This is a genomic window from Microbacterium sp. VKM Ac-2923, from assembly GCF_022815605.1.
In the GTDB taxonomy this organism is placed as follows: Bacteria; Actinomycetota; Actinomycetes; order Actinomycetales; family Microbacteriaceae; genus Microbacterium.
The window spans coordinates 263,771-288,555 of record NZ_JALGRP010000004.1 but is presented as its reverse complement, the minus strand read 5'-3'; the positions used below and the strand labels follow the sequence as shown (position 1 = coordinate 288,555).

Annotated in this window: 25 protein-coding genes; 15 read left to right on the top strand and 10 right to left on the bottom strand. The window is 71.6% G+C overall.

Going from position 1 to position 24,785, the window contains the following annotated elements; all coding sequences use genetic code 11:
- Positions 1–233: 233 nt before the first annotated feature.
- Entirely contained in the window at positions 234–791 is a 558-nt protein-coding gene (locus MT347_RS09230) for an AAA family ATPase (RefSeq protein ID WP_243500339.1), read from the bottom strand.
- A 95-nt stretch (positions 792–886) separates the two neighbouring features.
- On the opposite strand from MT347_RS09230, the gene MT347_RS09225 reads away from it, so the two are divergent.
- A complete protein-coding gene (locus MT347_RS09225) occupies positions 887–1,954 on the top strand; it encodes an SDR family oxidoreductase (RefSeq protein WP_243500337.1) in 1,068 nt (355 codons plus the stop codon).
- A gap of 241 nt (positions 1,955–2,195) precedes the next feature.
- Here the strand turns inward: MT347_RS09225 and MT347_RS09220 are convergent, their stop codons facing one another.
- Entirely contained in the window at positions 2,196–3,776 is a 1,581-nt protein-coding gene (locus MT347_RS09220) for a deoxyguanosinetriphosphate triphosphohydrolase family protein (protein ID WP_243500335.1), read from the bottom strand.
- Between the two features lie 312 nt (positions 3,777–4,088).
- Here MT347_RS09220 and MT347_RS09215 point away from each other — a divergent pair, with 312 nt between their 5' ends.
- Positions 4,089–4,595 carry a MarR family winged helix-turn-helix transcriptional regulator gene (locus MT347_RS09215; protein ID WP_243500333.1) on the top strand — a complete coding sequence of 169 codons (507 nt, stop codon included), beginning with the start codon at positions 4,089–4,091 and terminating at the stop codon, positions 4,593–4,595.
- Positions 4,592–5,446: a homocysteine S-methyltransferase gene (gene mmuM, locus MT347_RS09210; RefSeq protein ID WP_243500331.1), complete on the top strand. Its 855-nt coding sequence runs from the start codon at positions 4,592–4,594 to the stop codon at positions 5,444–5,446. Before MT347_RS09215 ends, mmuM begins: the two co-directional genes overlap by 4 nt.
- A 318-nt stretch (positions 5,447–5,764) precedes the next feature.
- On the opposite strand, the gene MT347_RS09205 is transcribed toward mmuM, so the two are convergent.
- Positions 5,765–6,238 carry an Lrp/AsnC family transcriptional regulator gene (locus MT347_RS09205; RefSeq protein ID WP_374206523.1) on the bottom strand — a complete coding sequence of 158 codons (474 nt, stop codon included), beginning with the start codon at positions 6,236–6,238 and terminating at the stop codon, positions 5,765–5,767.
- A 155-nt stretch (positions 6,239–6,393) separates the two neighbouring features.
- Here MT347_RS09205 and ald point away from each other — a divergent pair, with 155 nt between their 5' ends.
- Positions 6,394–7,479, top strand: a complete 1,086-nt coding sequence (gene ald, locus MT347_RS09200; RefSeq protein WP_243500327.1) for an alanine dehydrogenase — start codon at positions 6,394–6,396, stop codon at positions 7,477–7,479.
- Between the two features lie 157 nt (positions 7,480–7,636).
- On the opposite strand, the gene MT347_RS09195 is transcribed toward ald, so the two are convergent.
- Both MT347_RS09195 and MT347_RS09190 read right to left on the bottom strand, forming a co-directional pair.
- Positions 7,637–8,320: a response regulator gene (locus tag MT347_RS09195; RefSeq protein WP_243500325.1), complete on the bottom strand. Its 684-nt coding sequence runs from the start codon at positions 8,318–8,320 to the stop codon at positions 7,637–7,639.
- A 34-nt stretch (positions 8,321–8,354) separates the two neighbouring features.
- On the bottom strand, positions 8,355–9,959 hold the full coding sequence (locus tag MT347_RS09190; RefSeq protein ID WP_243500323.1) for an ATP-binding protein: 1,605 nt from the start codon (positions 9,957–9,959) through the stop codon (positions 8,355–8,357).
- A 174-nt stretch (positions 9,960–10,133) separates the two neighbouring features.
- Here MT347_RS09190 and MT347_RS09185 point away from each other — a divergent pair, with 174 nt between their 5' ends.
- Both MT347_RS09185 and MT347_RS09180 read left to right on the top strand, forming a co-directional pair.
- Positions 10,134–11,588: a cation:dicarboxylate symporter family transporter gene (locus MT347_RS09185; protein ID WP_243500321.1), complete on the top strand. Its 1,455-nt coding sequence runs from the start codon at positions 10,134–10,136 to the stop codon at positions 11,586–11,588.
- Positions 11,585–12,415: an aldolase/citrate lyase family protein gene (locus tag MT347_RS09180; RefSeq protein ID WP_243500319.1), complete on the top strand. Its 831-nt coding sequence runs from the start codon at positions 11,585–11,587 to the stop codon at positions 12,413–12,415. Before MT347_RS09185 ends, MT347_RS09180 begins: the two co-directional genes overlap by 4 nt.
- Before the next feature lie 192 nt (positions 12,416–12,607).
- Here MT347_RS09180 and MT347_RS09175 read toward each other — a convergent pair whose 3' ends face one another.
- From MT347_RS09175 to MT347_RS09155, 5 genes are all read right to left on the bottom strand, one after another.
- A complete protein-coding gene (locus MT347_RS09175; protein ID WP_243500317.1) occupies positions 12,608–13,234 on the bottom strand; it encodes a DUF1992 domain-containing protein in 627 nt (208 codons plus the stop codon).
- Positions 13,231–14,154 (bottom strand): oxygenase MpaB family protein, encoded by a 924-nt coding sequence (locus MT347_RS09170; protein WP_243500315.1) that lies wholly within the window; start codon positions 14,152–14,154, stop codon positions 13,231–13,233. Before MT347_RS09170 ends, MT347_RS09175 begins: the two co-directional genes overlap by 4 nt.
- Positions 14,155–14,193: 39 nt before the next feature.
- On the bottom strand, positions 14,194–14,688 hold the full coding sequence (locus MT347_RS09165) for a hypothetical protein (protein WP_243500312.1): 495 nt from the start codon (positions 14,686–14,688) through the stop codon (positions 14,194–14,196).
- 37 nt (positions 14,689–14,725) lie between these two features.
- Complete coding sequence (locus MT347_RS09160) at positions 14,726–15,136, bottom strand: DUF4383 domain-containing protein (protein WP_243500310.1); 411 nt, start codon at positions 15,134–15,136, stop codon at positions 14,726–14,728.
- A gap of 231 nt (positions 15,137–15,367) precedes the next feature.
- A complete protein-coding gene (locus MT347_RS09155; protein WP_243500308.1) occupies positions 15,368–16,177 on the bottom strand; it encodes an enoyl-CoA hydratase/isomerase family protein in 810 nt (269 codons plus the stop codon).
- 150 nt (positions 16,178–16,327) lie between these two features.
- On the opposite strand from MT347_RS09155, the gene MT347_RS09150 reads away from it, so the two are divergent.
- The 9 genes from MT347_RS09150 to MT347_RS09110 all read left to right on the top strand — a co-directional run bounded on the left by MT347_RS09150 (position 16,328) and on the right by MT347_RS09110 (position 24,781).
- Positions 16,328–16,756 carry a YdeI/OmpD-associated family protein gene (locus MT347_RS09150; RefSeq protein WP_243500306.1) on the top strand — a complete coding sequence of 143 codons (429 nt, stop codon included), beginning with the start codon at positions 16,328–16,330 and terminating at the stop codon, positions 16,754–16,756.
- A gap of 43 nt (positions 16,757–16,799) precedes the next feature.
- Positions 16,800–17,441 carry an asparagine synthase gene (locus MT347_RS09145; protein ID WP_243500304.1) on the top strand — a complete coding sequence of 214 codons (642 nt, stop codon included), beginning with the start codon at positions 16,800–16,802 and terminating at the stop codon, positions 17,439–17,441.
- A 55-nt stretch (positions 17,442–17,496) separates the two neighbouring features.
- Complete coding sequence (locus tag MT347_RS09140; protein WP_243500302.1) at positions 17,497–17,703, top strand: hypothetical protein; 207 nt, start codon at positions 17,497–17,499, stop codon at positions 17,701–17,703.
- Between the two features lie 129 nt (positions 17,704–17,832).
- Positions 17,833–18,783, top strand: a complete 951-nt coding sequence (locus tag MT347_RS09135; protein ID WP_243500301.1) for a sugar-binding transcriptional regulator — start codon at positions 17,833–17,835, stop codon at positions 18,781–18,783.
- A 211-nt stretch (positions 18,784–18,994) separates the two neighbouring features.
- Positions 18,995–20,458: an FGGY-family carbohydrate kinase gene (locus tag MT347_RS09130; RefSeq protein ID WP_243500300.1), complete on the top strand. Its 1,464-nt coding sequence runs from the start codon at positions 18,995–18,997 to the stop codon at positions 20,456–20,458.
- 24 nt (positions 20,459–20,482) lie between these two features.
- Positions 20,483–21,259: an ATP-binding cassette domain-containing protein gene (locus MT347_RS09125; protein WP_243500299.1), complete on the top strand. Its 777-nt coding sequence runs from the start codon at positions 20,483–20,485 to the stop codon at positions 21,257–21,259.
- Entirely contained in the window at positions 21,249–22,340 is a 1,092-nt protein-coding gene (locus tag MT347_RS09120) for an ABC transporter permease (RefSeq protein WP_243500298.1), read from the top strand. Before MT347_RS09125 ends, MT347_RS09120 begins: the two co-directional genes overlap by 11 nt.
- A 74-nt stretch (positions 22,341–22,414) precedes the next feature.
- Positions 22,415–23,425, top strand: coding sequence for an ABC transporter substrate-binding protein (locus tag MT347_RS09115; RefSeq protein ID WP_243500297.1), 1,011 nt, complete (start codon positions 22,415–22,417; stop codon positions 23,423–23,425).
- Between the two features lie 105 nt (positions 23,426–23,530).
- The gene (locus tag MT347_RS09110; RefSeq protein WP_243500296.1) at positions 23,531–24,781 is read left to right on the top strand and encodes a dihydrolipoamide acetyltransferase family protein; all 1,251 of its coding nucleotides are present in this window, start codon (positions 23,531–23,533) and stop codon (positions 24,779–24,781) included.
- Positions 24,782–24,785: the final 4 nt, after the last annotated feature.

The following is a 24,785-nucleotide window of genomic DNA, read 5'->3' as shown; positions in this document are numbered from 1 at the left end:
CGGGCGGCAAGGGATCCGGGCGCTCGGCCTCGGGCGAAGCCGTGCCGCTCACCCGTGTGCAGGGCGGCGAGCTGGGCCCGCGGGGATCCGCCACCGCGTGCAGGGCGGCGAGCTGGGCCGGCGGGGCTCCGCCATCCGCGAGCGCGCTCGCCGCGGGAACGAGCGCGACCCGCCCCCGGGGTCGCGAACCCACGGCGAGCGGCTCCCGCCTCAGCGGCGAGCCGGCTGGCGGATCAGCTGACGGCAGTTCGCATCGGACCGGCCAGCCACCGCTCCACCTCACCCCTCGTGCGCAGCCGAACCACCGCCAGGTCCGGTCGGAGGGCGGCGATGCGCTCGCGGTACGCGTGACGCGTCGCGATCGACCAGCGCACGATGTGCTCCGGGTCGGTGAAGAACGTCCGCAGCGGCGGCTCGAGGTTGCCGTTCCACAGGGGCTCTGCGCGGAGCCGCCGCCGCAGCGTCCGCGACACGACGCGCGGGAGGGTGACCCACCAGAACGGCAGGTCGAGCCACACCAGGAGATCGGCGCGCGCGGTCAGCAGGGGTCGCGCCTCGGAGTACTGCCACTCGGTCACCCAGGTGTCGCCCGCGACGAGCGCGCGCACGTCATCGAGGAACGGGGGCCGGGGCGTCCAGTCCGCACCGTGGAACAGGGCGTCGATCTCGGTGTGAGGGATGTCGGCGACCCCGGCGATCCGCCGGGCCAGTGTCGTCTTGCCCACCCCCGACACCCCCGCGATCGCGACCCGGCGGGGTCGCGCCGGAAGTGGGTCGGTGGCGCGCAGCATCCGCCGATCGTAGACGCCCCCGGCTGAGCCGGGGAATACCCCTCGAGCATCCCTCGTTCCCCCGTATCCACCTCGACCCGATCGGAAGAACGCTTTTGACTGACTCCTCACACGCCCTCGTGGTCGGCGCGACCGGTATCGCCGGCGGCGCCCTCCTCGACCGTCTCTCCGACGACGGGTGGGCGGTGACGGCCCTGTCCCGGCGGCCCGGTGCGGAGCGCCCCGGCGTCACCTGGCGATCCGCCGATCTGTGTTCCCCCAAGGCCTTGCACGACGCCCTGCGGGGCATCCCGGTCACCCACGTGTTCTTCACCGCCTGGTCGCGGCACGACACCGAGGCCGAGAACATCGCCGTCAACGGCGGCATGGTGCGCGACCTTCTGACGGCACTGGCCGACGCTCCGGTGCGCCACGTCGCGCTGATGACGGGGTTGAAGCACTACCTCGGCCCCTTCGAGGCGTACGGCCAGGGGGAGATGCCCGACACCCCGTTCCACGAGGACGAGCCCCGACTCCCGGTCGATAACTTCTACTACGCGCAAGAGGACGAGCTCTTCTCGGCGGCCGAGCGCCAGGGCTTCACGTGGTCTGTCCACCGCTCGCATACGGTCTTGGGGCACGCGGTCGGGAACGCGATGAACATGGGCCTGACGATCGCCGTCGCCGCAGCCATCAGCCGTCACACCGGGCGGCCTCTGGTGTTTCCGGGCAGCGAGACGCAGTGGAACGGCCTCACCGACGTGACGGACGCCGACCTCCTCGCACGTCAGATGATCTGGGCCGCCACTCACCCGGAGGGTGCCGATGAGGCGTTCAACACGGCGAACGGCGACGTCTTCCGCTGGCGGTGGATGTGGCCACGCATCGCGGCCGACCTCGGTGTGGAGATCGAGGGCTTCGACACCGCGCCCCGCCCGTTCGAGCAGCAGATGGCGGGTGCGGCACCGGTCTGGGCGGAGATCGTCGAGCAGCACGGACTCGCCGAACCCGACATCACGCGCGTCGCCTCGTGGTGGCACACGGATGCCGATCTCGGGCGGCAGATCGAAGTGATGACCTACATGTCGAAGAGCCGCCTGGCGGGCTTCACCGAGCACCACCGCACGCGCGACTCGTTCACCCGCCTGTTCGAGCGGTATCGCGCGGCGCGTCTCATTCCCTGAGGTGGGCCCGCCCCGCGCCGTGCCGTCGGGTTTGGGGCGACGTTCGCCGTTCGGGGCGTGAGTTTCGCGCCCCACGCGGCGGATCGCGCCCCGAACCAGAGGACTCAGCCCCCACGCGGCGGATCGCGCCCCGAACCAGAGGACTCAGCCCCCACGCGGCGGATCGCGCCCCACACCAGAGGACTCAGCGCTCGCGCCCCGAACCGGAGAACTCAGCGCTCGCGCGGCGAGCCCTCGCCGGTCACAGCCGCTGGCCCAGCGCCCACAGCCTGTCCGCACGACCCGAGATCGCCTCCGACAGCGCGAAGGCCTGCGCATCGGTCAGGGATGCCACGTAGTCGACGATCCCGCGGGATCGGGCGAGCGTCTCGGCTTCGGCATCCGAGGGTCGACGTTCGGGGGGCAGGGCGGCGTACTGCTCGTGGGCGAGGGCGATGAGTTCCCGCAGGCGCCGCGGGGTGCGGGCACGATCGAGGTCGTCGTCGAGCCATTCGCCGAGCGCGCGCACTGAGCGGGCGAGGATGCGGCTCATGCCGCGCTGCTGGATCGCGAGGTCGGGGCGGCTCAGCACGAACCGCTTGTGCACGAACTTCAACACCTCCACGTGGTGCCATGCCCACGGCGACAGCACGACGGGACCGGCGCGCGGGGTGTCGAGCGGACGCAGCCGCGCCGACTCCTGGAACCGCCGGATCCACCGGTCAGTGAAGCCCGCGAGTCGGCGCTCGGCCGTGAGAGAGCCGTCGAAGGGGCGGGCGAGCAGGTCGGTGACCATCTCGGCGTCCACGTCGCTGACGGCGGCGAGGAAGGCCTCGTCGTCGGCGATCCACGGATCGTCGCGGCGCATCTTGCGGCGCAGGCGCTCCAGACCCGCGCCGGGCGCGAGCTCGGCGCGCACCTCGGCGTCGTCGCGCGAGCGCCACTCGAGCACGTCGTCGAGCCAGCCGCGGAACTCCGCCGCGATCGGCGCGTGGTCCAGGATGCCGGCGCGGTAGAAATCGTCGACGTCGTGCACCGAGTACGCGATGTCGTCGGCGAGGTCCATCACGGCGCCCTCGATGCTCTGGCGCAGCGGTTCGGCATCCACCCCCTGCCGGGCTTCGGCGAGGTCGGTGAGATCCAGGTCGTACGCCGAGTACTTGTGCACGCGGTACGCGCCGTCGGACGAGCGACGGATGCCACGGGGCGCACCGATGCGCTCGATCTCGGTCGCGTCGACCGACGGCGCCCACGGGTACTTCGCCGACGCCGAGCGCACCGCGGCGGTGAGGTTGAGCCCGCGCGGTGCGTTCTCGACCACGTCGAGCGCGGTGAGGATGCGGTACGTCTGCGCGTTGCCCTCGAACCCGTCGGCGAGGCCGAGTTCGGTGCGGGCGAGGCGATCGAGCGTCGACTCGCCGAGGTGTCCGAAGGGCGGGTGCCCGAGATCGTGCGCATAGGCCGCGGCCTCGACGACGGTGGCGTTGCACACGTCTCCCTCCCCGGCCCGGCGCGAACGGGTGTTGAGCTGCAGGGCGACGACCCGTGCGATCGCGCTCACTTTGAGCGTGTGCGTCAGGCGATTGTGCACGGGGGCTCCGCCCATCGACGGGGACACCACCTGCGTCACGGCCGACAGGCGCGAGAAGTACGGCGAGAACTGGATGCGCTCCAGATCGATCGACCACGGGTCGGCGTGCGCGTCGTCGCGATCGGGGTAGACGCGGGATGCCGGGTTGCGCACGACCCCGTCGGCTGGGGGCTGAGCGCCGGCGGGCGCGATCGGACCGCTCGCGGCGGTCGCGTCCGCTGCCGGGGGAGTGGTCTCGTCGTGCAGGGTCATCGGGTCCTCTCGCGGCGTCGATGGCGTCGGTCAACGCTAACGCGGATGCGCTGCACGCTCGGTGCTCGCCCCGCGGTGCGCGCCCGGCGCTCACGCCCGCGCGGCCGAGGTCCCGCGGCCCGTCGCCTACGCCTGCGGCGCCCGCGCGCCGCCCGTGTGGGTCGCGTCGCGGTCCCCGACACCCGGAGGCATCCTGAGTTCGTCCGGGTGTGCTGGACACTCGATGGGGATGCGACCCGCCGGGGCGCCGCACCGCCCCGCAACGCCCGCCCGGTGCGCCCTCCGAGCCCGCCGCTCCGGTACCGTCGGAGAATGCCTACCGCGAGCAGCAAAGACGACGAGGTCGACCTCCTCATCGACGCCTGGTCGCAGCTGCTGCCCGAGGTCGATCTGACCCCGCTCGATGTGATGTCGCGCCTGCGCCGTGCGGCGTTCCACCTGTCGAAGCTGCGCGCGAAGGCGTTCGCCAGCGCCGGCATCGCCGTGTGGGAGTTCGACGTTCTCGCCGTCCTCCGCCGCGCGGGCACCGAGCTCAGCGCCACACGCCTGATCACCGCCACGATGATCGGCAGTGCGGCCATGACGAACCGACTCGACAAGCTCGCCGAGCGCGGCCTCGTCAACCGCCGTCCCAACCCCTCCGACGGTCGCGCGATCCTCGTCGCGATCACCCCCGAGGGCATCGAACGCGTGGATGCCGCGATGACCGAGCTCGTCCGTCTCGAGGCTGACGCCCTGCGCGACGTGAGCCGCGGCGACCAGGCCCTGCTCGCCAGCGCTCTGCGCGTTCTCGCCGCGGGCGAGACGCACGAGGCGTGATCGACCTCGTCGCCACGCTCGCACGGCGTCCCGTGGTGCTCGACGGGGGCCTCGGCACGCTCCTCGAGGCGCGCGGCAACGACGTGACCTCCGCGCTGTGGTCGGCGCGCGTTCTGCGTGACGACCCCGGTGAGGTGCGTGCCGCGCACGGGGTCTTCGCCGAGGCGGGGGCCGAGGTCGTGATCACGGCGTCGTACCAGCTCGGCTTCGGCGGGGAGATCCCGGATGCCGACATCGACGCGCTCCTGACCCGCTCGGTGTCGCTCGCTCGAGAGGCCGCCGACGTCGTCGTCGCGGCATCCGTCGGTCCGATCGGCGCCCTCCGGGCGGACGGCAGCGAGTACACCGGCGATTACGGGTTGACCGTCGAACAGCTGCGCGACCTGCACCGTCGGCGGCTGCACGTGCTCGCGCAGGCGGGCGCCGACCTGCTCGCCGTCGAAACCATCCCTTCGCCGCTCGAGGTCGAGGCGCTCGCGCTCGAGCTCGCCGACCTCGGCACCCCGGCTTTCGTCAGCCTCTCCGCCGACAGCACGGGGTTCGCGGCGCCCGGCTCGCTCGCCGACGCACTGCGCACAGCGGCATCCGTCTCCCACGTGGTCGCCGTCGGAGTCAACTGCTGCTCCCCGGATTCGGTGGCATCCGCGCTCGCCGGAGGGCCCGGCATCCCTCTCGTCGCCTACCCGAACACCGGGGAGCGCTGGGATGCCGCCACCCGCACCTGGCACGGCGCCGCCGTCCCGCTGGCCGAGGTCGCCCCCGCGTGGGTCGATGCGGGCGCGCGCCTCGTCGGCGGCTGCTGTCGCTCGACCCCCGCCGACATCGCCGCGATCGCCGCGGCTCTCCGCTGACCCCCCGAACGTCCCGCGGCTCCGCCGACCGCTGCCCGAACCCCGAGCCTCAGTCCACGGCCCCACGGCCCCACGGCCCTACGGCCCTACGGCCCCACGGCCCCACGGCCCCACGGCCCCACGGCCCCACGGCCCCACGGCCCCACGGCCCCACGGCCCCACGGCCGCACGGCTCACGCGGCACAACGCAGGAGATCCACCACGCCGCGGCCGACGAAACCGCCTGTGGCCGCGCCGGCCCGGCCGAATCTCCTGCGTTGTGTCGCGGCGCCGCCGACGACCAGAGCCGCCCCGCGCCGGGCGATGGCCGCGCTCGCCTCAGTCGAAGTCCGCCGCCACCGCGTTCCGGTGGTATTCGAAGATGATGCTCGTGCGCGTGGATGCCACGCTGTGCCGTGCGGAGAGGTGGTCGACGACGAAGCGACGCACGGCCGAGGAGTCGTCGACCGCGATGTGCACGAGGAAGTCGTCGGCGCCGCCCAGGAAGAACAGCTGGATGACGTCCGGATGCCGGCGCACCTCGTGCGCGAACGCGCGGATGCTCTCCTGCCGCTGTCCCGGGCGCAGGGTCACTCCCACCACCGCCTGGAGGCCTCGGCCGAGGCGGCTCTGGTCGACGGCGGCGTGGAAGCCCGTGATGAGCCCGCGATCGACAAGGGCGCGGAGCCGGGCGTGAGCGGTGGATGCCGCGACCCCCAGCGTCTCGGCGAGTGCTGCGTTCGTCATCCGGGCGTCGGCGGACAGGAGCTCGATGATGCGGGCATCGAGGGGGTGCAGGTCGTCGTCGGCCACCGCAGATCCTTCGCTCATCGGGGGCGCCGGACGCCCCGGCATCCGACGATACCGCCATAGGCGCGATGAATAGCGAAGGATCTGCGGAGAAACACCACGGAAACGCGAGTTTCTGCGATTCTCTCCGCAACGCTCGTCCGCTCGAGGAGGAACCCATGCGCGTGTCCGTGCCCACCGAGATCAAGAACAACGAGAACCGCGTCGCGATGACCCCCGCGGGCGTCGATTCGCTCGTCCATCGCGGTCACGAGGTGCTCGTGCAGGCCGGGGCGGGTGAGGGCAGTGGGTTCTCCGACGAGCAGTACCGCGCGGCCGGCGCCGAGATCGTCGCCACCGCCGAGGAGACCTGGGCGCGCGCGGAACTCCTGGTCAAGGTCAAGGAGCCCATCGCCCCCGAGTACGGCTACCTCCGGTCGGACCTCACGCTCTTCACCTACCTGCACCTCGCCGCCGACCGTCCGCTGACCGACGCGCTCATGGCCGCGGGTACCACGGCCGTGGCCTACGAAACCGTGCAGACGCCCGACCGGGCGCTTCCTCTTCTCGCGCCCATGAGCGAGGTCGCCGGCCGCCTGTCGATCATCGAGGGCGCCCACCACCTGCTGCGCGCCTCGGGCGGGCGCGGCCTGCTCCCCGGCGGCGTGCCCGGGACCCCGCGGGCGAAGGTCGTCGTGATCGGCGGCGGCGTCGCGGGAGAGCACGCCGCGGCCAACGCCCTCGGCCTCGGGGCCCGTGTGACCGTCGTCGACATCTCGCTACCCAAGCTCCGCCTGCTCGAGGAGCGCTTCGGCGGAGCGATCGAGACCCGCGCGTCGACCCGTCTCGAGATCGCCGAGCAGCTCGCCGACGCCGATCTCGTGATCGGTTCGGTTCTGATCCCGGGGGCTGCGGCCCCCAAGCTCGTCACCGACGACATGGTCCGCACGATGAAGCCCGGGTCCGTGCTCGTCGACATCGCGATCGACCAGGGAGGCTGCTTCGAGGGGTCCCGGCCGACGACGCACGACGCCCCCACGTTCCGCGTGCACGAGGCGCTGTACTACTGCGTCGCGAACATGCCCGGTGCGGTGCCGCACACCTCGACCCGGGCACTGTCGAACGCCACCCTGCCCTACATCGCACGCATCGCCGATGCTGGGTGGGAGGCCGCGGCATCCGCCGATCCGGCCCTCGCGAAGGGCTTGAACGTGCGCTCCGGCGTCGTGGTCAACGAGGGCGTCCGCGCCGCCTTCGACCTCTGACCCCCGCCCCGCCCCGCCCCGGACCGCGCGATCCTCGCAGACCCGCTCGATCCTCGCAGGTCTGGCCGAGAAATCTGCGCGGAAGATTGCAAACTGCGGGCACCCGCACAGGCGACGCAGAACGCGACGATGAGAGGCGAGACCGGGCGGGTCGCGGTCAGCCGCGCACCCAGGCGTAGGTGATCTCGGGCCTTCCCTGGCCGCCGTAGCGGGGTTCGCGGCGCACGCGACCGACGTCGGCGAGGTGTTCGAGGTAGCGCCGGGCGGTCACGCGCGACATGCCCTCGCTCTCGCCCACCTCGGTCGAGGAGACGGCCCCGGATGCCGTGCGCACGCGCTCCGCCACGGCCTGCAGGGTCTCGTCGCTGAGCCCTTTCGGCATGGTGGGCGGGGAGACCGTCCTCAGCGAGCCGAGCAGGGCGTCGACCTCGGACTGCGTCGCTTCTCCGGCCGCCCGGTCGAGCCCGTCGACGTAGGCGCGGTACGCCTCGAGGCGCTCGCGGAACGCGCCGAAGGCGAAGGGCTTGATCAGGTACTGCACGACGCCGATAGAGACGGCGGCGCGGACGGTCGCGGCATCCCGGACGGCCGTCACGGCGATGATGTCGACGCGCGAGCCCATCGCGCGGACGCGCCGGGCGACGTCGAGACCGGTCCCGTCGGGCATGGTCATGTCGAGCAGCACGAGGTCGATCCGGCGATCGGGATCGGCCAGGGCGGTCAGAGCGGCGCGGGCTCCCGCGGCGTGGCCCACGACCTCGAACCCCGGCACCCGCGCGACGTACGCCGCGTGCAGCTCGAGGGCGAGGGCGTCGTCGTCGACCACCAGCACCCGGATCACGGCCGCACCGCCTCGAGGTGACCGAGGACGCCGCTCACACCGGCACCTCTTCGGTGTCGACGGGCAGGAACACCCGCACCGTGGTGGGCGTGGCCGCCAGCTGCAGCGTCCCTCCGCGCGCGGCGACGATGTCGCGCACCAGCGCGAGGCCGACCCCGCGCCCGCCCGGCACGTGCGCGGGTTTCGTCGAGGCGCCGTACGCGAAGGGGTCCCGCAGCGCCGGATCGAATCCCGCCCCGCTGTCGGAGACCTCGAGCACGGCATCGCCCTCGCGTTCGGCGAGGGAGACGCTCACCCAGCGGGGATCGGAGCCCGCCGCCGCCGCATCTAGAGCGTTGTCGACGAGATTGCCGACCACCGTCACCGCCTCCGGTGCCGCCAGGGGCACGTGTGGGGCGGGTTCGGCGACGTGGAGGTCGAGGCGCACGCCGCGCTCGGCGGCCTCGTCGAGCTTTCCGAGCAGCAGGGCGACGATGACCGCGTCGTCGTCGTCCGACACGAGGCGGTCGGCGAGACCCTGCCTGTCCTCCGTGGATGCCACGATCAGGCGCCGGGCCTCATCGATGCGCCCGAGCTCGAGCAGCGCCAGCAGCGCGTGCAGGCGGTTGCCGTGCTCGTGCGTCTGCGAGCGCAGGGTGTCGCTGAGCGTGCGCACGCCCTCCAGCTCGCCGAGCAGTGCCTGCAACTCGGAACGGTCGCGCAGGGTCATCACGCGTCCACGCTCGGGCGCGCGGCGGCCCGTGAGATCCCGCGCCTCCTCCTGGTTGACCAGCAGCACGCGGTCTCCGTTCACGACGGTCTCCTCGACCATCCGGCGACCACCGGCGATGGCGTCCGCCAGATCGGCGTCCATGTCGACGTCGTGCGGATCGAGCGAGACCTGGCCGGTGATGGCCGGCGGCAGGCCCAGGAGATCGGCGGCCTCGTCGTTGTAGAGCACGATGCGACCGTTGCGGTCGGTGACCACGAGTCCCTCGCGCAGCGAGTGCAGCACGGTCTCGTAGCTCTCGACGAGGCGCGACAGCTCGCGGGGCGTGTACGAACCGGTCACGCGCCGGGCGCTCCGGCGCACGAACAGCGCGCCCAGCACGCCGAACCCCACGATGGCCGCGGATGCCGCGACGATCAGCGGAACGCGGGCGGCGAGGTCCTGCTGCACGGCGCCGAGCGTCACGCCCACGGCGACGAGACCCACGATGGGTCCCTCCTCGTCACCGCCTTCGCGAATCGGCACGATGGTGCGAACCGAGGGGCCGAGCGTTCCCACGTACACCTCGGTGAAGCTCTCGCCCGCGAGGGCCTCGGCCCTCGAGCCCTGGTACGGCAGGCCGATCTCGGAGCGGTTGCGGTGGGTGAGACGGATGCCGTCGGGCGTCATGATCGTGACGAACGAGAGGTCGGCGTCGGGGAGGATCTGCTCGACCATCGGCTGCAGACGGTCGGAGTCGCGAGCGGCGACGAGCATGGCGATCTCCGCCTCGTGCGCGAACGTCTCGGCCACCGACCGGGTCACCTGCTCGGCTTCGCGCTGCCCGGAGTCGCTCAACTGTACGGACAGGAGCGCGGCGAGGACACCTGCGACGAGCACGACGATGCCGAGCGACACGAGGGCCAGACGCCCACCCACGCTCAGTCGCATCCCTCGCCCTTTCGCGTCCATGCCGCGAACAATACGACCACAAATCGTCGTGGAGCTCGCCGTCGACCACAGTCATGACATCCACCGGCGGCCCGTCGGCAGAAACAAGGCATCTCACCCACCGGCAGTTCGGCCGGGAATAACAATGACGTTAGAAAGAGGAGATAGGCGCTCATGGCACTTTCACTCCGCACCACTCGAGACGGTCGGCCTCGTAAGAAGATCGACCGCAATCACTGGCTCTACATCTCGGTCATCGTCGCCGTCGTCGCGGGTGTGGTCGTCGGACTCGTCGCCCCCGCGTTCGCGACGACCCTCGAGCCGATCGGCAAGGGCTTCGTCAGCCTGATCAAGATGATGATCGCCCCGGTGATCTTCTGCACGATCGTCGTCGGCATCGGCTCGATCGCCAAGGCCTCCACGGTCGGCAAGATCGGCGGCTTGGCGATGGTCTACTTCCTGATCATGTCGTCGTTCGCGCTGATCATCGGCCTCGTCGTCGGCAACATCATTCACCCCGGCGAGGGCCTCAACATCGCCGGCGCCCAGTACGACGCCCCCGCGGCCGAGGCCACCACGACGCAGGAGTTCGTCCTCGGCATCATCCCGACCTCGTTCTTCTCGGCGTTCACTGGCGGCAGCATCCTCCAGGTGCTCTTCATCGCCCTGCTCGTGGGCTTCGCCCTGCAGCGCATGGGCGAGCGTGGTGCCCGTATGGTCGACGCGATCCGCAACTTCCAGGTGCTCGTGTTCCGCATCCTGGGCATGATCCTGTGGCTCGCCCCGATCGGTGCCTTCGGTGCCATCGCCGCGGTCGTCGGCAAGACCGGCTTCCAGGCCGTCATCAGCCTCGGCATCCTGATGGGTGCGTTCTACCTCACGTGCTTCCTCTTCATCGCCGTGGTGCTCGGCACGCTCCTCTACGTCGTGACCCGCGTCAACATCTTCACGCTCATGAAGTACCTGGGCCGCGAGTACCTGCTGATCGTCGGCACCTCGTCGTCCGAGGCCGCCCTGCCCCGCCTCATCGCCAAGATGGAGCACCTCGGGGTCTCGAAGCCCGTCGTGGGCATCACCGTTCCGACCGGTTACTCGTTCAACCTCGACGGCACCGCCATCTACCTCACGATGGCCTCGCTCTTCATCGCCTCGGCCATGGGCTCGCCCATGTCGCTCGGTGAGCAGATCGGCCTGATGGTCTTCATGATCATCGCCTCGAAGGGTGCCGCCGGTGTCACCGGCGCGGGCCTGGCGACCCTCGCCGGCGGTCTCTCGGCCTACCGCCCCGACCTGGTCGACGGAGTCGGCGTCATCGTCGGCATCGACCGCTTCATGTCGGAGGCGCGTGCGGTCACCAACTTCACCGGCAACGCGGTGGCCACCATGCTGATCGGTGTCTGGACCAAGGAGTACGACGCCCAGCGCGTTCGCGAGGTGCTCGCGGGCAACATCCCGTTCGACGAGAACCTGCTCACCGGCGACGACCACGGTTCGGTCGGCAAGGCGGCGGATGCCAAGGAGTCGGCCTCGGCAGAGGTCGGCGCCGGCCCCGCCACGGTCGACACCGACACGCTCGACGCCTTCCGCGCCAAGGCGGAGGCGGAGGCGGCGGCTCGGAGCCGTTCGTGACCATCGCGCACACCCCGGCGGGGGCGGCTTCGGCCGCCCCCGCCCCCGCGCGTGCGGACCTCGCCCGCACGTGGATGCTTCGCTCGCCGCTCGCGGGCGGCCTCGACACGGCGGCCGACGTCCTCGTGCTCGACCTCGAAGACGGGCTCCCCGCCGGCCGCAAGGCGGAGGGCCGCGCGCGAGCACGTCGCGCTGCTGTCGACGCACCCTTGTGGCTGCGGATCAGCGCCGCCGGCACCCGCGACGGCGACGACGACCTGGCCCTGGGCCGCGATCTCGGCGATCGCCTCGCGGGCGTCGTCCTGGCGATGTGCGCCGGCCCCGACGACGTCGCTCACGTGGCGGCATCCCTTCCGCTCGGCACTCCCATCGTGGCGATGGTGGAGTCGGCCGCAGCGCTCCTGGCCGCCCCGGCGATCGCCGCACACCCCGCCACCCGTCGCCTGGCGTTCGGCACGGGAGACTTCCGGCGCGACACGGGCATGGCGGCCGATCGCATGGCGCTGTCGTGGCCGCGGGCGCAGCTCGTGGTGGCCTCGGCCGCCGCGGGGATCGCGGGACCCATCGACGGCCCGTGCGGTCCGATCGAGCAGGCTCGGGATGCCGCGCTGCACGCGGTCGCCATGGGCTTCACCGGCACGCTGGCGCTTCAGGATGCCGCCGTCGCCGGCGCGCACGCGGGCTTCACGCCGTCCGCCGCCGAGGTGCAGGCCGCTCGGTCGCTGCTGTCGGAGACCCCCGACGGGCCGGTCGACGGCTCCTACGCGCCGACCCTGGCCCGCGCGCGTGCCCTCGTCGAGCGCGCGGAGGCGCTCGCCGCACTCTGAGTCCGGGCATCTACCGGCTTCGACAGGCTCAGCCGCCTCGCGGTGGGGGTCCCTGGCGTCCCCGAAGCGACGGTGCTCCTCGCGGATCGCCCCGGCTTCGACAGGCTCAGCCGCCTCGACAGGCTCAGCCGCCTCGACACGCTCGGCCCGCCGCGCGGGGCAGGTCCGTGAGCTCGTCGACGGGACCGGTTCTCACCGCCGTCCGAACCACCGCCGCCGTCGCCGCACCGGGGCCGCCACCCGTGCAGCCTCCTCGCGCTCACGCCGCCGACCAGCCCACGCCGCCACCTCGGCCTCCTCGTCCACGGTGGGCGTGACCACCGGCGGCCCGCCCTGCAGCTGCCGCCGCGCGTCGATCACCCGACGGTTGAAGTCACGGATCGCGTCGCGGACATCGATCTCGCGCGCGATGGCATCCAGTCGCTCCGCCATCTCGGCGTGTTCGACCCTCAGGGTGAGGGCCGGCGGGCCCAGCCCGGTGAGTTTCTCGGTCTCGATCTTGCGGCGGATCCACCAGTCGGGATCGTGCGCGCCGCCCAGGTCGGGCAAGGGCTTGCCGGCTCCGGGCAGGTCGTCGAACTCGCCGCGGCGGATGGCCTGCTGGATCGCGTTCTCGACGAAGGCTGCGCGCTCCGCCGCCGTCGTTCCGCGCGCCGGCGCCGGTGGGGCATCGGAGGGCGAACCGGCGTCGGCGCCGTGCGTCGATTCGGCCGCCGACGCGCGCTTCGGCGTCTCGTCGGCGGCCGGGTCGAGTCCCGCCGCCCGCAACTCGCGATCGAGTCGGTAGCGCTCCGCCGCCTGACGCGGATCGTCGTTCACGCCGCCTCCCGCTCCAGCCTCCGCAAGCGCTGACGCGCCATGTCCTGTGCGCGCGGGCCTGACCCGAGGGCCCGTTCGGTGATGCGCAGGATCACCCGCGTCAGCGTGAGCACGGGCAGGGGCCACCGCCGCACGCCGAGCAACGTGCGATACCGGCGGGGGATGGTGGCCACCGCCGCGGCGAACAGCACGCGGTAGGCCAGACCCATCGCGCCGGGGAACGGCGGTCTGCGCAGGAACCGCACCACGTCGTCGACGCGCTCACCGCCGCGCAACTCTCCGCGCTCGAAGAAGGCGTCGATCTCGCCGCGCAGCGCGTCGCGGGTGAGGGGCGGGTCGACCACCCGCATCAGGCGACCGGCCGTCGCCCAGTCCGCGACGTACGCGTCCGCACCACCGGGGATGGGCGTGCGCGACACCTCGTGCCCAGCGAGGAACGCGTCCGTGAAGGCGAGGTGCACCCATCGCACCAGGTCGGTCGCCTCCGCCGTGTACGTGCGCTCGGTGCCGTCGCCCGCGCGATAGTCGCCTTTCACGCGCTGGTGGAAGCGCCCGACGCGACGCGTTTCGGCATCCGCCTGCGTCGTCGAACCGTAGGTCAACGTGATCACCCAGCGCACCGTGCCGGTGAGGCGTCCGATCGGGTCCTCGCGATAGCGCGACCAGTCGTGCACACCCGCGAGGGCACCCGGGTGCAGCGCCTGTAGCAGAAGAGCCCGGATGCCGGCCACCAGCGTGCCCATTCCGGCGTGCACCGTCCACGCGGGGCCGTTCTCGACGAAATAGCCGGTGTCATCGCCCGCGGCGATGTCGCGGACGTACGGGGCCATGCCGGTCGGGTCGCCCGCGAGGGCGGTGAGGATCTTCCCGCGCAGCGACTGGATCCAGTCGGGGACGGAAGAGGAGGGGGCGTCGGTCACCCTCCCAGCGTGCCACCGTCTGGGGAGGCGGGCTCCGGATCAGTGACCGTCGTGGCTGATGACCGGCACGGTGCCGTCGTCTCGCAGCAGGACGGCGTTCTGGGTCGCGCCCAGGGCGGGGGTGACGACGACGGCGATGACCGCGGCCGCCACGAGCAGTCCCACCACGCTCATGGGCTGGGGCGACCGGTCTGCCGTGCCGTCACGACGGATCCGACGCAGGCGGCCCGCGGCCGCCGCCCCGACCACGACGAGCAAGACGGATGCCGCGGCGGCGCCGAGGATGCTCGTGTGGGCCGGGTCGGCGAACATCAGCGCGCCGGTCAGGACCAGGGTCGCGAGCGACCCGCCCAGGGCGGCTCGCGGCATGAGTAGGCGTCCGGTGGCCAGCACCGCTCCGCCCCAGGCGAGTGCGGCGAGGCCGAGGACCACCATCCCGGCTCCGAGGCCGACGGCGACGGCCTCGGAACCGGGTCGGACGATCGCGCCCGCGCCGAGGGCGGCGGCGATGAGCCCGGCCCCCCATGCGGACACGGAGGGCCACGACTGTGTGAAGGTCGCGGCGGTCACATCACACCGCCGCGGTGCGGGGGATGCTGCGCTCGGTGCCGAGGCCCACGCCCAGCAGCACGACGGCGCTGGCAAGGTGCAGGAAGTGGTCGGGCACGTTCAGCGCGAGGATGTTCGCCGGGGTGTCGACGAGGAAGAAGCCGACGATGCCGAGCAGAAGGTAGACGGCGCCGACGGTGGTGTTCACGCCCTTGGCGGCGCGAGCATTGGCGAGCCCGGCGACGAGAAGAGCGCCACCGATCAGCAGGTGCGCGATGTTGTGCAGCGGGTTGACCTCGAAGATGCCGAGGAGCAGACCGCCATCGGTGGCGATGAAACCGACCCCGCCGGTCACGGCGAAGCCGAGCAGTCCGACGAGCAGGTAGACAGCGCCGAAGACGGTGGCCACGAGACGGTTGGGTGATGAGCTCATGATGAACCTCCCAGAGTGTTGGCAGCGACCGTCCGGTCGCCTCACCACATCTTCGGAGGAACGCCGCCGATCGGATTGGGCTTTGCGCGTCACTCCGGTCATCCGATAGCAGTCCGGAAACGACAGAAGGCCCCCGAGTACTCTCCGAGGCCCTCCGCAACGACACCGAAATTACGGGCCCGCCCCTTCGAGTCGGAGGGGATTGCGCTTCAGCGGACGTTCACCTATCGATCACGCGGCGCGAGCGCGTTCCGCCCGTCGCCGCATCGCCTCGGCGCTGCGGCGCGCGCGGACCGCGTGCTCACGGATGAGGCGTGCGGCGTCGGACGAGCCGGCCGCCGCGCTGATCGCGCGCGCCTCCGCCGCGAGGTGGCGACGGAACTCGTGGGGGTCGGCGCCCCGGAACAGTGCACGAGACGCCGCCATGTGACTTTGCGGCCGCGATGCGAGACGGCCGGCCATGGCCCGCACCGCGTCGGACAGGTCGGCCGGGGCGGTGACGGCGTGCACCAGGCCGATGTCGTGGGCGGCCGTGGCATCCAATCGGAGGCCGACCGCGCTCATCGCGCGCGCGCGGGACGCTCCGATGACCCTCGGCAGGAGGAACGACGCGCCGCTGTCGGGGCTCAGTCCGATGGCTTCGTACGCCGTGAGGAAGAGGGCGCGGTCCGATGCGAGGATGACGTCCGCGCAAAGAGCCAGGCCGAGTCCCCCGCCCGCGGCGACACCGTCGACCGCCGCGATGATGACCGCATCCAGGTCGGCCAGGCGCGCGAGAGCCCCGTGAAAGGTCGTCGCGAGCTCGTAGACGAACTGGCCGAGGTCGTCGGCGTCGGCCATCTCGGTCACATCGCCACCGGAGCAGAAGCCGGCGCCGGCTCCCGAGAAGACGACGACCCGGGGCGCGTCCACCGCGATCTGCTCCACCGTGCGGCGCAACGACCGTGCGAGGTCGAGGCTGATGGCGTTGCCGTCATCGGGTCTGTTCAGGGTGACCCAGGCCACTCCGTCGGAGATCTGCAGGTGTACGGGTTCTGTCATCGTCTTCGCCAGTCGTCGGTGCGCCCCCACCGGCGGCTCATGCCATCAGCATCGCCGCTGCCATCTCTTCGGAGCCTCCGCGCGAACGGATTGCCGCACCCGTACGTCCGCCGGGTGTGTCCGGTCGGGCTCTCTGCCACACTGTGCCGCATGCGTTTCGAAACGACACTGTCGCAGACGGGGAACAACACCGGGATCGAGGTGCCGGCGGACGTCGTCGACGAACTCGGGGGCGGAAAGCGCGCCGCTGTCGTGGTGGACGTCAACGGCTTCGTCTACGCCAGCACGATCGGGGTGATGGGCGGTCGCTTCCTCATCCCCTTCTCGTCGGACAAGCGTGCCGCCACGGGGCTGGCCGGAGGGGATGCCATCACCGTCACGTTGACGCTCGACACCGCACCGCGAACCGTCGAGGTCCCCGACGATCTCGCCGCGGCGCTCGCCGACGCGGGTGCGCGCGCGGCCTTCGATGCCCTCTCGCCGAGCGCTCGCAAGGCGCACGTCACCAGCGTCGAGTCCGCCAAGGCCGCGGACACCCGCTCGCGCCGCGTCGCCGCGGTCGTCGCCAAGGTGTCCTGAGGGTCGCGCCCCCCGCGGACGATAGCCTGGAGCGGGAGGTGCCGTGGGGCGCACGAAAGAGGCCATAGCCGAGGGGCTGTCGATCGCGACAGCGGCGGCGCGACTCGGCGTGCGCAATCGCATCCTCGTGCAGACGATCGCCCGGGGCGGCCAGTTCGACGGCGAGGTCTTCGCGGAGTACGCCCGCAAGACGCTGAGGGCACTCGCCGACGAGCAGGACCAGGCCGCCGAGCGGGTGACGCACCAGCGCAAGCGCGCGTGGGGGCGCTTCTCGGATTCCTCCGGAACCCATGACTACCGTGATCGCGACACGCGCAACCTCCGTCGCCGCGCCAAGCAATCGCGCGGGGTGGCGAAAGAGCTCCGCGTGTTCGCCGACGACCCCGCGCGCGTGGCGGGACTCGTCGCCGACGCACGCATCGCCGCGTGGGGCGATGTCGAGGCCAACCTCAGCCAGCGTCTCGACGTCGAGGGCATGACGGCGGATGCCGATCCCGAATACGTCCAGATGCGCAAGGCCCGCATGGACGCCCTGCGCATGGTCGACCTGGCACGCCTCGCCTCACAGGCGAAGCGGCGGGCGAAAGACCGGGCCGCCGCCGACGAGACCCCGGCCGACGCGCCCGACCCGCCGTCGACCGGTGACGGCAAGTCCGGCAAGAAGAAGAAGTCGGCCGCGCGCTGACCCGCCGTCGCGCCCGCGGCGCGATACTCTCGCCCGCGAGCGAAAGGCGGATGCCATGGTGGAGCGACGGTTCGGACGGAAGACGCGGGTACCGCGTCCCGGCTATGCGATGGTGTCGGTGAGCGCGCGGGACGCGAACGGTTTCGTGCACCATTACGACGACATCGAGGCGCCCGTCGGCTCCCTCCGCGAGTCGCTGGCGATTCTTCACCTGCACTCGTCGGAGATGGATGCCGCGCACCGCGGCGAGGCCGGCGCCTGAGCACACACGTCCGGGGGCGGTGACGACACGGCCCAGCGAACGCGCCGCGTGTACCGTCGGGTGCATCTGAGCATTTCGTGCACATGCGAGCGGTTCGAGTCGTAGCATGAAGAGGACGAAGGAGTGCTCATGGCGATGGATCGTCCTCGTGGTCGGCCTTCGGCCTCGCTGGAGGCGGCCATCGTCGCGCGGCGCTACTACCTCGACAATCGTCAGAAGAGCGAGATCGCGGAGGAACTCGGGCTTTCGCGCTTCAAGGTGGCGCGTCTTCTCGACGAAGCGCGCGAGAGCGGGATCGTGCGCATCCACGTCGACGTGCCCACGGACATCGACCTCGATCTCGGTGACCGCGTAGCGCACCGCTTCGGTATCGCGAGAGTGCTCGCTGCACGGTCCCTGCCCGATGGGGGAGCCGATGACGCCGTGGTCGGCGCCGCGGCCGCGCAGTACCTCGAGAGCGTGCTCGGGTCGCAGGACGTGCTCGGAATATCGTGGGGACGTGCGTTGACGAGCACGGTCGAGGCATTCTCGGCGCGGACGATGACCGATGTCGTGCAGGTGGTCGGGGGAGTGAACGCGGGTGGGTCGGCGATCGGCGGGGTGGAACTCGCGCGCCGGATGGCTGCGGCGACGGGTGGTGCGGCTTATCCGCTCAATGCGCCGTTGCTCGTGGGTTCCGCCGAGATCGCTCGTGCGCTGCGAGGCGACGCCAGTCTCGCCGCCGCCATCGATCGTTTCCCGGCGCTCACCTTCGCCGTCCTCGGTGTGGGGTCATGGGACCCGCCGCACTCGGCCGTCGCGACGGAGCTCGACGAGCGCGAGCGTGCGCAGATCGTCGCCGCCGGCGCGGTGGCGGATGTCTGCGGCATCCTGCTCGATGGGCAGGGCGACTTCGTCGACTCCCCGTTGACGGGTCGAACGGTCGGAGTGTCCCTCGACGATCTGCGTCGGATCCCCGAGGTCGTGGCGGTGGCGGGTGGCATCGAGAAGACTCGGGCGATCGCGGCGGTCCTGCGGAGCGGGTTCGTCTCGACCCTCGTCACCGACGTGCAGACCGCTCGCCTGCTTCTGGAGTCGTAGGTCCTCCTCGCGCCACGGTCCCCGCCGGTCGAGTGGTCGCGTGAGAGCGACGGGCACCCGCCCGCGGCGCAAGATCCGCCGTGCACGCACGAGCCGCGGCTCGTCGTCGACGTGCGCACCGAATCTGTGCTTGCGTGCGCGTCCGCGACGCGTATGATGTGAGCATATGAGCGAGCAGCGCTCATATGTGCACACCAAAGGAGGTGATCGCATGACACCCATCACCATCGGGATCGACCTCGGCACCTCCAGCGTGAAAGTCGTGGCCCTTGGTCTCGACGGCGTCGTGCGCGGCACTTCCCAGGTGCACTATCCGGTCGAGCGCCCCCGCCCCTCGTGGGCCGAGCAAGACCCCCGCCGGTGGTGGCTGGCGACCTGCGAGGCCATCGCTGCGCTCCACGTCGCCGATGTCGGCCGCGTCGTCGCCGTCGGCCTGTCGGGCCAGATGCACGGTCTCGTCGCCGTCGACCGTGCCGGCGAACCGGTGCGCCCGGCGATCATCTGGTCCGACGCGCGCAGCCAGGCCCAGGTCGACCGATGGATGCACCTGCTCACGCCCGCTCGCGTGACCGCGGCCACCGGGATGCCGATCGCGACCGGGATGCTCGGCGTCAGTCTGAGCTGGGTGCGCGAGAACGAACCGGCCGTCTACGCCCGGATCGCCCACGTGTTCTCGCCCAAGGACTGGATCCGCTCCCGGCTGACGGGGGTCATCGCGACCGATCCGACGGATGCCGCTGCCGGGCTGCTCTACGACATCCGCGCGGGAGAGCCCGCGCGCGCTCTCGCCGCCGGTGTCGACCTCGACGCGGGCCTGCTCGCCCAGGTGATGCCCACTCTCGCCGTTTCGGGTCATGTCACTCCGACGGCGGCCGAGGAGTCGGGCCTGCCCGCGGGCATCCCCGTCGCAGTCGGCGGCGGCGACCAGGCCATGGCCGCGCGGGCCCTCGGCCTGCAGGATGCCGCTCGGGCGGCGGTCGCGTTGAGCTCCGGCGGTACCGCGTTCCAGAGGACGATCGAGCCGCTGGCGTCCGACCGCGGGCTGCACGTCATGCCGTTCGTCCGCCCCGGCGAGTGGATGGCGATGGGGGTGGTGCTCGCAGCCGGACTCGGCATCGACTGGCTGCTGGGACGCGTCGCCGGAGGCGACACCTCGCCGCCCCGCGTCGCCGCGATCATGGACGAGGCCGCGGCCGTCGTGCCCGGCGCGCGAGGCCTGGTGGTTGCGCCGCACCTCGGAGGGACGCGAACACCTCGCGTCGACGCCGCCGCGCGCGCCCGCATCTCGGGTCTCGGCTTCGAACACGACCTTTCTCACATCGTCCGCGGGTTCGTCGAGGGCGTGTGCGTCTGGCTCGGGGACGCGATCGACGAGCTCGCCGCCGCCGGATCGCCCGCGACCGAGATCGTCATCTCCGGGGGCGGCGCGCGTTTCGACGTGTGGCGTCGCACCCTCGCCGACGTCACGGGCCTTCCCGTGCACGTCTCCAGCGATGTGGAGCACTCCGCGATCGGGGCCGCCCTCGCCGGGGCCGAAGCAGCGGGCATCGACGTCGACTTCGACGCGCGCGCACGCGTCTCGGGAGTCATCGAGCCCGACCCCGCCGTCCGTCCCCTCTATCGCGAGCTGTCGCGGCGCCTGCGCGCCGACATCGACCGCGGCCCCCAACCCTGACCACCTCCACCAAAGGAAGCCGACATGGAACAGAGTCGTCCCGTGCTCTCCGCACGCGGGATCACCAAGCACTACGGCCACGTACAGGCGCTGCGCGGCGTCGACCTCGACATCTACCCGGGCGAGGTCGTCGGCCTCGTCGGCGACAACGGCGCCGGCAAGTCCACTCTCGTCGGCGTGCTCTCCGGTGCGACCACCCCCACCCACGGGCGGCTCGAATTCGAGGGGCGCCCCGTCGAACTCTCCAGCCCGCTCGCGGCCCGCGACCTCGGCATCGAGACGGTGTACCAGGACCTCGCTCTCGCGATGGACCTCCCGATCTGGGGCAACCTCTTCCTCGGGAGGGAGCGACTGGCGAAGGGCCTGCTGGGCAGACTCGGCTGGCTCGATCGCAAAGCGATGATCGCCGATGCCGAAGACAAGCTCGCCGGCACCCGCATCCGCATCGGCTCGACGCTCTCGCGCGCCGCCGCCCTCTCCGGCGGCCAGCGTCAGGCCATCGCGGTCGCGCGCGCGGTGTCGTGGGGCTCGAAGCTCGTGCTGATGGACGAGCCGACCGCGGCGCTCGGCGTGGAACAGCAGCAGCGCGTCGGCGAGCTCATCACCGACGTGGCGTCGACGGGCCTTCCGGTGCTGCTGATCAGCCACAACCTGCCGCAGGTGCAGGACATCTGCGACCGCGTCCTGGTGATGTACCGGGGCCGGATCGCCGCCGATCTGAACCCGCGCGAGCACGGGATCGAAGAGATCATCCGGTGGATCACCGGTGCCGCTGTGAAGGAGAACGCCGATGTCCGTTGACCAGACCCCGCGGACGTCCGCGACCGCCGCGGAAAGGGCCGTGATCCCCGCGACCACGAGCGTGCGTACCCTCGGACGCGAAGGGCGCCCCCGGTGGCGCCGCGCCGTGGGCTGGCTCGGCAGCCACGACGGCGATCCCGCTCGCGTGCTCATCCTGGTGCTGATGATCACCGTCATCGGCATCATCGCCCCGACCTTCCTGTCGAAGGCGAGCTGGCTGGCGACCTCGCAGGCGGCGACGGTCATCACGCTGCTCGCGATCGGTCAGACCTTCGTCATCATCGCCGGGGGCATCGACCTGTCGGTGGGGGCGGTGCTGGCCTGCTCCGCCATGGTCGGGGCGGTCACCATGCGACAGCTGGTCGGGGCCGGGGTGGATCCCACGCTCACGATCGCGATCGGCTTCGCGGCATCGCTGGCGACCGGCACGCTCATGGGGCTCATCAACGGGCTCGTCATCACGAAACTGAAGATCACGCCGTTCATCGTCACCCTCGGCATGCTCGGAGTCGGCACCGGCACCACGAACATCCTCAGCGGTGGTACCGAGGTCGTGGGCCTTCCCGCTCAGCTGGGCGCGATCGGCAACGCCGGGCTCCTCGGCGGGTGGCTGACGGTCCCCGTCCTCGTCACGATCGTCGTGGCCGTCGTCGCTGCCCTGGCGCTGTCGCGTACCCGCTTCGGCATGCGCACCTACGCCATCGGCAGCAACAACGGCGCGTCGCGTCGCGCCGGCATCGCCGTCGACGCGCACCTCGTGCGTGTGTACATGCTCTCCGGGGCGCTGGCGAGCATCGCCGGTGTCCTGCTGGTCTCGCGCTTCGTCGGGGCCTCACCGCTGGCCGGTCAAGGCGCCGAGTTGTCGGCCATCGCCGCCGCCGTCATCGGTGGGGCGAGCCTGACCGGGGGTCGAGGCTCGATCGTGGGCACCCTCGTCGGGGCGGCGATCACCGCTGTGCTGCAGATCGGCCTCATCCTCGCCGGTGTCCAGTCCTTCTGGCAGACGGTGGCCATCGGCATCGTCATCGTGCTGGCCGTCTACGGCGACCAGCTCCGCATCCGTCTCTCCGGCGATCGATGATCGCCCTCCTTCTTCCATCCATCGCTCCGTTTCGCCGCATCGTCGCGGCACTCACTCCCTGAAAGGCACTTCTCATGGTCACCAGCACTTCTCGCGCACTGTGGCGCGGCACCGCTGCGGCTGCGGCGCTCACCCTGGCCGCCTCGCTCTCGGCATGCGCCGGGGGCTCGGCATCCGGCGGCGACTCGTCGGGGCAGAACCTGACGTTCTACATGGTCCCGGGGCTCACCACTCACCCGGCCTACATGACGATGTACTGCGGGGGCAAGGAAGCCGCCGACGAGCTCGGTGTCGCCCTCGAGTACACGGGGGCGACGACGTGGGACCCCTCGGCGCAGCTGCCCGTCGTGCAGTCGCTGCTCGCGAAGAGCCCCTCGGCGCTGCTGCTCACCCCGACCGACGGTGGAGCGCTGCGTCCCGTGGTCGATCAGTACCTCTCCGCCGACATCCCCGTTGTCGCCCTCGACACCACTCTCACCGATACGTCGGGACTGTCCGCCGAGATCAGTTCGTCGAACGAACAGGGGGGAGCGGCCGCGGCGACGGCCCTCGGCGAGGCGATCGGCGGCACGGGCACGGTGGCGATCATCAGCGGATCACCGGGAGCCAGCACCGACGCCGCGCGCACGAAGGGCTTCCAGGACGAGATGAAGAAGTCGTTCCCCGACGTGACGCTGCTGGAGCCCGAGTACTCCAAGTCGGTTGTCGCGACCGCCGAGTCGCAGGTGCAGGCATTGATGCTCGCCAACCCCGACCTCGCGGGCGTGTTCGGGGTCAATGGCAACTCGGCCACGGGCGCCGCGAACGCCATCGTCAACGCCGGGAAGAAGGGCGAGATCCCCGTGGCGGGGTACGACGCCGAGCCGGCGACGGTGGAACAGCTGAAGGCCGGCAACATCTCGATCCTCGTCGTGCAGGACTTCAAGAAGGAAGGGCGCCTGGGTGTCGAGGCCGCGTACGAAGCGGTCACCGGTGAAGCGAGCGAGATCGAGACCCCGGTGTACCTCGAGAACGTCATCGCGACCACGGCCAACGCCGACGACCCGGAGGTCTCGAAGTACTTCTACCGCGAGACCTGCGACTGACCCTTTCGGGGCGGCCCCACGGGCCGCCCCGACCCCACCGCCTCCGGCGGTTCTTTTCGGATCTCCCTGCGCTCATGTGAGAGCGCACCGCACATGAGAGCGAGCATGATGGCCACCGAAGTCAAGGTGCCGACCACCGGCAACGCCGGCGAACCCGCCGTCCTTCTGGAATGGAACGTCGCCGTCGGCGACACGGTCTCGATCGGCGACGTCGTCGCCGTGCTCGAGACGGCGAAAGCGACCGTCGAGGTCGACACCCCCGCGGCGGGCGTCGTGCTCGATCTGCGATACGCCGAGGGCGACGAGGCTCCCGAGCACGACGTGCTCCTGGTCGTCGGGGCGGTGGGCGAGGCCGTCTCGGCGCGCACCCCGGATGCCGCGCCCTCGGCCGGCGCGTCCGTCGGTGCCTCCGCCGCACCCGACGGCGCGTCCGACCGTTCCCCGGCCACGGCTCGCGCCGCGTCGCCCGCGCCGGAGCAGAGCCCCCCGCGTGGCCGCCTCAGCATCTCGCCGCGCGCCCGCCGACTGGCCGCGGAACGCGATGTCGACATCGCGCTGATCGAGGGGAGTGGCCCCTTCGGCCGCATCGTGATCGCCGACGTGGAGGCCGCGGACACGGCGCCTCCCACGCCTTCGGCGACGGCACCCGTTCCGGCGCCCGCCACGTCCCGCGCCGGCCGCGAGGGAAGCGTCGTGCCCGTCCGTGGGGCGCGCAAAGTCACGGCGCAGCGCATGCACGCCTCTCTGCAGGGCACCGCGCAGGTCACTCTCACCCGCTACGCCTCGGGCGACGCTCTCCTGGCGTATGCGGCGCGCTTGAAGGAGGCCGCCGCACTCACGGGGGCGGCGCGCATCGGTGTGAACGATCTGCTCCTCTTCGCCGCGGCTCGCACGCTCGCACGGCACCCGGCCGCGAACTCGTGGTTCTCGTGGGACGGCATCACGCGGTTCGACCACGTCGATCTCGGTTTCGCCGTCGACACCGGGCAGGCGCTGTTGGTGCCGGTGATCCGCGATGCGCAGTCGCTCGGCCTGGGCGCACTCGCCGAGGCCGCACACGCCGCGATCGACCGCGCCCGAGCCGGGCGCCTCGCGCCCGACGAGATGGAGGGCGGGACCTTCACCGTGTCGAATCTCGGGGGGGCCGGCATCCACTGGTTCACCCCCGTGCTCAATACGCCGCAGACCTGCATCCTCGGCGTCGGTGCCACGCATCGCGCCTTTCCCGAAGCTCCCGCACAGCTTCCGCTGTCGCTCACCTTCGACCACCGCGCGATCGACGGTTCGGCCGCCGCCGCGCTCCTCGCCGACATCGCGAGCTCGATCGAACTGATCGACACCCTCGCCGCCTACTGACCAC